This is a genomic window from Actinomadura logoneensis, assembly GCF_003428695.1.
Taxonomy (GTDB): domain Bacteria; phylum Actinomycetota; class Actinomycetes; order Streptosporangiales; family Streptosporangiaceae; genus Spirillospora; species Spirillospora logoneensis.
Map to the genome: position 1 here is coordinate 1 of NZ_QURH01000836.1, position 5015 is coordinate 5015.

Annotated in this window: 4 protein-coding genes; 1 reads left to right on the top strand and 3 read right to left on the bottom strand. The window is 74.9% G+C overall.

The annotated features are described in order from the left end of the window. Positions 1 to 833, top strand: an 833-nt coding sequence (locus DZF91_RS28470) for an ABC transporter substrate-binding protein (protein ID WP_235834632.1), incomplete at its 5' end; no start/stop codon positions are given. 111 nt (positions 834 to 944) lie between these two features. On the opposite strand, the gene DZF91_RS28475 is transcribed toward DZF91_RS28470, so the two are convergent. The 3 genes from DZF91_RS28475 to DZF91_RS28485 form a co-directional block, all read right to left on the bottom strand. Further along, positions 945 to 2207 carry a heterodisulfide reductase-related iron-sulfur binding cluster gene (locus DZF91_RS28475; protein WP_117360205.1) on the bottom strand — a complete coding sequence of 421 codons (1263 nt, stop codon included), beginning with the start codon at positions 2205 to 2207 and terminating at the stop codon, positions 945 to 947. A 142-nt stretch (positions 2208 to 2349) separates the two neighbouring features. Next, positions 2350 to 3516 (bottom strand): FAD-binding oxidoreductase, encoded by a 1167-nt coding sequence (locus DZF91_RS28480; RefSeq protein WP_117360203.1) that lies wholly within the window; start codon positions 3514 to 3516, stop codon positions 2350 to 2352. Continuing rightward, positions 3516 to 4970 carry an FAD-linked oxidase C-terminal domain-containing protein gene (locus tag DZF91_RS28485; RefSeq protein ID WP_117360204.1) on the bottom strand — a complete coding sequence of 485 codons (1455 nt, stop codon included), beginning with the start codon at positions 4968 to 4970 and terminating at the stop codon, positions 3516 to 3518. The genes DZF91_RS28480 and DZF91_RS28485 overlap by 1 nt, the downstream gene beginning before the upstream one ends. Positions 4971 to 5015: the final 45 nt, after the last annotated feature.

The window sequence follows — 5015 nt, forward strand, 5'->3', positions numbered from 1 at the left end:
GCCGCGCCGCCGAGGTCCGGGGCGCGCGGATCCGCCGCGCGGGCGGCCCGGACTGGCGGCACCTGACGTTCAACGCCGCCGCGCCCGCGCTGGCGGACGTGCGGGTGCGGCGCGCGCTGTTCATGGCGGTGGACCGCGAGGTGATCGTCCGGTCCGACCTGGCCGGGCTGGGCCGTCCGCCGCGTCCGCTGGGGAACCACTTCTACGTCGACACCCAGGCCGGGTACCAGGACGACTCGGGCGAGCTGGGGCACTACCATCCGGACCGGGCCGGACGGCTGCTGGACGAGGCGGGCTGGCTCCGGCACGGCGCCTACCGCGCGAAGGACGGCCGGACGCTCGCGCTGCGCTTCGTCGTGCCGTCCGGCGTGGCCGCGAGCCGGCGCGAGGGCGAGCTGACCCGGGCGCTGCTCGCGCGCGTGGGCGTCCGCGTGGACATCGTGCCCGTCCCCACCGACGACCTGTTCGACCAGTACGTCACGCCCGGGAACTTCGACATCGTGCCGTTCTCGTGGCTCGGCACGGCGTTCCCGCTCTCCCCGCTGCGGTCGGTCTTCGCCCGTCCGCAGGGCGAGCACATCCAGCAGAACTACGCGCGCGCCGGGTCGGCGGAGATCGACACGGCCATGGACCGGGCCATCGCCGAGGTGGACACGGCCCGCGCGCGGCGGCTCATCAACCGCGCCGACAGGCTCGTCTGGCGGGAGGCGACGGTGCTGCCGCTCTACCAGCGGCCCCAGGTCGTCGCGGTCCGGGCGGGGCTCGCCAACCTGGGCGCGTGCGGCTTCTGGGAACCGGCCTTCGAGGACATCGGCTTCATCGGCCGGAGCTAGCGGCCGGAGCCGCTGGTCGGAGAGGGGGCGGCACGGCCGGAGGCAAGCGCGTGTCCCGGTTTGTTCGTCCGGGGGAAGACCCGTTTGTCAGAAAGTGAGTAGGGGTGGGGCTCAGCGGGTGAGCAACGACGAGGCGGGACGGCCGCGCAGCGACGCGTCCAGTACCTCGGCCGTGTGCGCGACCGGCAGCGGCGTGCCCCGCCGCTCCAGGGCCTGCGCGATCTGGAGGGAGCAGCCGGGGTTCGCGGCGACGAGCAGGTCCGCGCCGGTCGCGGCCACGGTGGCGGCCTTGCGGTCTCCGAGGTCGGCCGCCGCCTCCGGCTGGAGCAGGTTGTAGGTGCCCGCGGAGCCGCAGCAGATCTCCGGGTCCGCGATCTCCCGCACGTCCATCCCGGGAATGCCCGCGAGCAGCGCGCGCGGCTGCGACCGCACCCCCTGCGCGTGCGCGAGGTGGCAGGCGTCGTGGTAGGCGACGGTCACCGGCAGCGGGTGCCGCTCCGCGCGCGGCCCCAGCTCGGCCAGGTACTCGGCGAGGTCGCGGGTCTTCGCCGAGAGCGTGCGCGCACGAGCCGCCCAGGCGGGATCGTCCGCGAGCAGGGTCTCGTACTCCTTCATCGCCGAACCGCAGCCCGCGGAGTTGACCACGATGACGTCCACGCCCTCGAAGGTCTCGACCGTCCGGCGGGCGAAGGCGCGGGCCTCCGCGGCGCGTCCGGAGTGCAGGGACAGCGCTCCGCAGCAGCCCTGCCGCCTCGGGATCAGGACGTCGCAGCCCTCCAGGGCCAGCACGCGCGCGGTCGCCGCGTTCACGCCGGGGAAGAACTCGCGCTGGACGCATCCGGTGAGCATCCCGACCGTCGCCCGGCGTCCGCCGCGCGCGGCGACCCGCTCGGGCAGCCGGGGAGCCTTCCGGGTGGGCGGCGCGAGGCGTTCCATCGCGGCGAGCGTCGGGGAGAGCCGTTCGAGGACGCCACTCCGCCTGACCAGCGCAGGCAACCCGGAGCGCTGATACGCCCGCAGCGGGCCGCGCAGTGCCCGAAGCCTGCCCGGATAGGGGAAGAGCCGGAAAATCGCCTCACGGACGGCTCGCTCGGGAAGCGACCGCGGGTGCTCCGCCTCGACCTCCGCCCGGGTGATCTCGATGAGCCGGTCGTACCGCACGCCGGACGGGCAGGAGGTCACGCACGCCATGCAGCCCAGGCAGGCGTCGAAGTGCTGCACCATCGCGTCGTCCAGCGGAGCGCCCTCCTGGTGCTGCGCCATGAGGTGGATGCGCCCGCGCGGCGAGTCCATCTCCTCGCCCCACAGCACGTAGGTCGGACAGGTCGGAAGGCAGAAGCCGCAGTGGACGCAGTCGTCCAGCAGGGCGGGCAGCTCGTCGGCCCGGGCGTCACGTGACTCGTCCGCGTGCGCGCCCGCAGAGTAGTCCGTGTGCGCGCCCGGAGACTCGTCCGCGTGCGCGTCACGGGACTCGTCCGGCTGGGCGGCGGGGAACTCGTCCGGCTGGGGCACGCGGTCACACTCCTTCGGCGAACCGGCCGGGCGAGAGCCGGTGCTCGGGGTCGAACTGGTCCTTCACACGCCGCATGAGCGGGAGGGTGGGCATGGGACCCCAGACGTCCACGGACTCGCGGACGGACTGAGGCGCGCGCACGAGGACGACCCGCGCGCCGATCGGTTCCAGCGCCTCCCGAAGCTCCTCGACGTCCTCGGGCGTCGTGTGAAGGCGGCCGGAGCCGGCGGAACCGCGCAGCGGCAGTCCCTTGGTGGCCGCCATGACGTCGGGCAGCCGCGCCGGCAGGGTGCGGATCTCCGCCAGGATCTCGCCCTCGGGCAGCGTGTTCCACCAGCCGGGGTCGGGCGCGGGCGTGCCGCCGAGGAGTTCGCGCAGGTGGGCGGCGGTCTCGTCCGGCGTCTCCGTCTCCGCCTCCACGGCGACCGTCGTCTCGTCCGAGCCCGCCGGACGGTCGATCTCCAGCGCGCGTGGGACGGCCTGCGAGTGCAGCACGGCCTGGACGGCCCGGCCGGGATCGGGCACGGTCGCCGCGACGCGGACGGTCCGCGCCGCCGGATGCATCCGGAACGTCGCGTCCACGATCAGGCCGAGCGTGCCGAGCGACCCCGTGTAGAGCTTGCCCAGGTCGTACCCGGCGACGTTCTTGACGACCCTGCCGCCGGACCGCGTGACCGTCCCGTCGGCCCGCACGACCGTGATCCCGATCAGCAGGTCGCGGGCGGACCCGTACAGCAGCCTGTCCGGCCCCGCCGTGTCCGCGGCGATCGCGCCGCCGACCGTCCCGTCCTCCGGGGGAGCGAGCGCGAGGTGCTGCCCCCACCCGCCGGCCTCGGCGTCCCGCAGCGCGCCGAACGTCAGCCCGGCCTCGACGTGCAGGGTCAGGTCGCCGGGGGAGTGCCGGATGATCCGGTCGAGCCGCCGGGTGCCCACGAGCACGTCGCAGCGTTCCACCGGACGGCCGCGGTCGAGCTTGCTCCCGCCGCCGGACGGGACGACGGCCAGCCCGTGCCCGGCCGCCGTCCGCATCACCGCCGACGCCTCGTCCAGACTGGCGGGCAGGGCCACGACCCGCGGGACGATGCCGTCCACGCGGTCGGTGTCGCTGCCGGGGCGGACATCGGCGCAGACCTTGGCGAACGCGTCCAGAACGTGCGTCGGAGCGGGCATCAGAACAGGTCCGCCCTTCCCTCGGCGACCAGCGGGTGCGGACCTTTGCGGACGCCCGGGACCTCCCCGCACAGGCGCGGCGTCGGGAAGACCTTGCCCGGGTTGCACAGGCCGCCCGGGTCGAAGCCGCAGCGGACCATCTGCATGGTGTCCAGGTCGTCGTCGCTGAACATGCGCGTCATGTGGCGGGCCTTGTCCACGCCCACGCCGTGCTCGCCCGTGATGGACCCGCCGTGCTCGACGCACAGGTCGAGGATCGCGCCGGACACGGTCTCGGCCCGCTCCTGCGCGCCCGGCTCGGCGTCGTCGAAGAGCACCAGCGGGTGCAGGTTGCCGTCCCCGGCGTGGAACACGTTCGCCACCCGCACGCCCGACTCGCGGCTGAGCGCGTCGATGCGTCCGAGCACCTCGCCGAGCGCCGTGCGGGGGATGACGCCGTCCTGGACGATGTAGGCGGGGCTGATGCGGCCCATCGCGGCGAACGCGGACTTGCGGCCCTTCCAGATCAGCGCCCGCTCGGCGTCGTCGGCCGCGACCCGGATCTCGAACGCGCCCGCCTCCCGGCACAGCCGCCGCACCTCGGCGAACCGGTGCGCGACGGTCGCCTCCGGGCCGTCCAGCTCGACCACCAGCACCGCGCCCGCGCCGTCCGGATAGCCGCAGGCCACCGCCGCCTCCGCCGCCTCGATCGACAGCGCGTCCATCATCTCGATCGCGGCGGGCACGACCCCGGCCGCGATGATCGCCGACACCGCCCGGCCGCCCCGCTCGATCGTGTCGAAGGCGGCGAGCAGCGTCCGGACGGTCTCCGGCAGCCGGGTCAGCCGCACGGTGATCTTCGTGGTGATGCCGAGCGTGCCCTCCGAGCCGACGAACACGCCCAGCAGGTCGAAGCCCGGATCGTCCCGGGACAGCTCCACGATCTCGCCGTCCGGCGTGACGATCTCGCAGGCCAGGACGTGGTGCGCGGTGAACCCGTACTTCAGGCAGTGCGCGCCGCCCGAGTTCTCCGCGACGTTCCCCCCGACCGAGCAGACCTGCTGGCTGGACGGGTCGGGCGCGAAGTAGTACCCGTGCGGGCGCGCCGCGCGCGTCACGTCCAGGTTGGTGACGCCCGGCTCGACGGTCGCGCGCCGGTTCGGCACGTCGACGTCGAGGACGCGGCGCATCCTCGCCGTCACGATGAGCACGCCGTCCGTCCGGGGGAGCGCCCCGCCGGACAGGCCCGTCCCCGACCCCCGCGCCACGTAGGGGACGCCCGCCGCCGCGCACGCGCGCACCACGGCGGCGATCTGCTCGGCGCTCTCGGGCAGGACGACCAGGCCGGGACGGGCGCGGTGGGACGTCAGCCCGTCGCACTCGTACGTGCGCAGGCGCACGGGATCGGTGATGACCGCGTCCGGGCCGAGCAGCCGGGTGCAGCGCTCGGCCAGGGCCCGGAGGGTGTCCGCCATGCCGTCTCCCTTGGGCGGCGGGCGCGGCGGCCCCGCCTGGAGGCC

What these genes read in the sequence shown, in the direction of transcription:
- DZF91_RS28480 (WP_117360203.1), bottom strand. Translation starts at nt 3,516, where the DNA reads ATGCCCGCTCCGACGCACGTTCTGGACGCGTTCGCCAAGGTCTGCGCC.
- DZF91_RS28485 (WP_117360204.1), bottom strand. Translation starts at nt 4,970, where the DNA reads ATGGCGGACACCCTCCGGGCCCTGGCCGAGCGCTGCACCCGGCTGCTC.